At 67.0% G+C, this 2,378-nt stretch carries 3 protein-coding genes; 1 reads left to right on the top strand and 2 read right to left on the bottom strand.

Going from position 1 to position 2,378, the window contains the following annotated elements; all coding sequences use genetic code 11:
• Positions 1 to 464, bottom strand: a 464-nt coding sequence (locus tag SSPN_RS62380) for a hypothetical protein (protein WP_158309731.1), incomplete at its 3' end; no start/stop codon positions are given.
• A gap of 134 nt (positions 465 to 598) precedes the next feature.
• Positions 599 to 856 carry a hypothetical protein gene (locus SSPN_RS0141655; RefSeq protein WP_010316673.1) on the bottom strand — a complete coding sequence of 86 codons (258 nt, stop codon included), beginning with the start codon at positions 854 to 856 and terminating at the stop codon, positions 599 to 601.
• Between the two features lie 122 nt (positions 857 to 978).
• Here SSPN_RS0141655 and SSPN_RS48435 point away from each other — a divergent pair, with 122 nt between their 5' ends.
• The gene (locus tag SSPN_RS48435; RefSeq protein ID WP_010316671.1) at positions 979 to 2,277 is read left to right on the top strand and encodes a helix-turn-helix domain-containing protein; all 1,299 of its coding nucleotides are present in this window, start codon (positions 979 to 981) and stop codon (positions 2,275 to 2,277) included.
• Positions 2,278 to 2,378: the final 101 nt, after the last annotated feature.

Below are 2,378 nucleotides of genomic sequence, written 5' to 3'. Positions count from 1 at the left end.
CGACCACGAACCCGGACGGGGCGTGGACCACTCAGCAGGCCCGCAACCTGCTGATGGACCTCGGCGATGGCATCACCGAATTCCGGTCCCTCCTGCGAGATCGGGCCGGCCAGTTCACCACGTCGTTCGAAGCGGTCCTCGCCGATGCAAGCATCCGCGTAGTCAAGACTCCCCCGCGCTGCCCGCGGACGAACTGTTTTCCTGAACGGTTCGATGTCGGCGGCCGTCGGCTGCGAACCCTCCCCCCGCGACACAGTCGCTGCGAAACCACCACCACGGCTGCCTCCGGCAGAGGCGCGTAGTCCGCCATGCTGAATCCACCAGGCCACGTCGGCGCCCGCGTCCGCCAGCACGTCCGGCGGCACCGTCGAATCGGGATCGATCCTTCTGACATCACCCTGAACCGCGTCCAGGAAATAGAATCCCGCGCAGCATGCCACGATCGCTGCGACGCCACTGATCAAGGCCGCCGATCCCTACGGCGACATGGTCGCCCCTACCGAAGAAGCGCGTGAGGTAGTAAATCTCACGACCGTCCAGGGCCCGCGCCAGCCCATGCAGCACGTTCAGCTCCCGCCGGCTGGGCGGCCCGCCCAGCTCACTCAGCCTCCCGTATCCCGTTCTCACTCCACACCACCCGCCTCAACGGCTGCGGCGACCGCAGGAGCCCCTCCGTGATAGCCCCCAGAACAGCCCGGCGCAGCTCCCCAGCTTCGTCCGCGTAGGGCTTGCCGTTGCCCCCCAGCCACCATCCCCATACCAAGGACACCGCGTCGGCGCCGGTCAACTCGATTGCTCGGCCCGGGCCGAGGTAGCGCACCAACTCCGAGCTCGGGAGCCGGGTAGCCTCGCGCATTAACCGCAGATGGGTCGGGTCGGGCTGGCCTCTGCCGTCCAGCCATTCCTGAGCCGTGGACTCGGAAACGCTGGTCAGCTCGGCCGCTCGGGCCGTGCCCCCGGCAGTACGGGCGGGAGCAGTTGGCGGTTCGTGGCGAGGAGGCGCTGCTGCGGCGTCGGCACCGGGACTATTACCTAGCGGTGGTCAAGCAGGCCGACGCGGAATGGTGCGGGCCGCAGCAGTGGAAATGGTGGCAGTGGTTCCAGAGCCAGAACCCGAACCTGTGGGCGGCGCTGGACTTCTGCTGCACCGAGCCCGGTCAGGCCAGGACAGGACTGCTGCTCACTGGTGCATTGTGGTTTCACTGGATCGGCAGCGCTTTCGTTCGGGATGGCCGGTACTGGCTGGACCGGCTGCTGGCGTTGTCGCGGGAACCGAGCCAGGAACGGGCGAGGGCCCTGTGGGTGCGCAGCTGGATCGCCACGATCCAGGGAGACCTCCCTAATGCGGAGCGTGCATCGCAGGAGGCCATCGAGGTGGCCGACCACGTGGGCGATCGGGCGGCCAAGGCCCACGGCACCAACTGGCTGGGATGGCATGCATCGTTTTGCGGCGATATGACGCGGGCGTCGGAGTTGGCGGAGCAGGCGCTGGCCGAGTTTCGCGCAACGGGGCAGCTCAGCACTTCCTCCCCCGCCCTGGCCTCCGTCCTCCTTCTGTCCCTCCTACACATCGAACGCGGCAACCTCGACCGCGCCAGGGAGCTCTGTGCGGAAGGCCGGTCGATCTGTGAGCGCGCCGGGGACAAGTGGATGCTGGCATGGATGCGCTGGAACCTGGGGCATGCTCAGCGGGTCGCCGGCGACTTTCAGGCAGCAGAAGAGGAGGCACGGGCCGCCCTTCGGTTGAAGCACAGCTTCGACGACCCGCTGGGCACGGGAATGTGCCTCGAGGAGCTGGCTCTGGTGGCAATCGAGAGCGGTGACGCGGAGCGGGCCGCGCGGCTGTTCGGTGCAATCGAGCAGCTGTGGAAACTGATGGGCGGCAGCCCCGTAATCAATTCGAGTTACTACTTGCGGTGGCACCGCGACGGTGAAAGTCAAGCCAAGAAGGTCCTGGGTGATCAGGCGTACGAAAAGGCCTATCGGCAGGGTACGCAGTTAGGCAATGAGCAGGCGGGGGCCCACCCGCCCAGTGAACAGGCTCCGGCGACTCCGACGCGAGCAAAGGTGCCTGCTGCGGGTTCCGCTTTGCCAGTACTGACCCGGCGGGAGCAGGAGGTCGCCAAGCTGGTGGCGCAAGGACTGTCGAACAAGGACATCTCCGAAGCACTGGTGATCTCGCAGCGCACCGCGGAAACGCATGTCGAGCACATTCTCTCCAAACTCGGAGCCACCTCTCGGGTCCAGATCGCCACCTGGGTCAGGGACCATCCCTAGCTCCTCTGGGGGCTGCCGATCACGCCCTCCTGCACGCCCTCGGATGGACACCCGGCACCCGCTTGGACATCCGCGAGACGCGCGGCCTCCTTACTCGTCCG

The organism is Saccharopolyspora spinosa NRRL 18395, from assembly GCF_000194155.1.
GTDB classification, from domain to species: Bacteria; Actinomycetota; Actinomycetes; order Mycobacteriales; family Pseudonocardiaceae; genus Saccharopolyspora; species Saccharopolyspora spinosa.
This window is presented reverse-complemented; position numbering and strand designations above follow the sequence as displayed.

Coding starts and splice junctions, on each gene's coding strand:
- SSPN_RS0141655 (WP_010316673.1), bottom strand. CDS start 856: ATGCGCGAGGCTACCCGGCTCCCGAGCTCGGAGTTGGTGCGCTACCTC.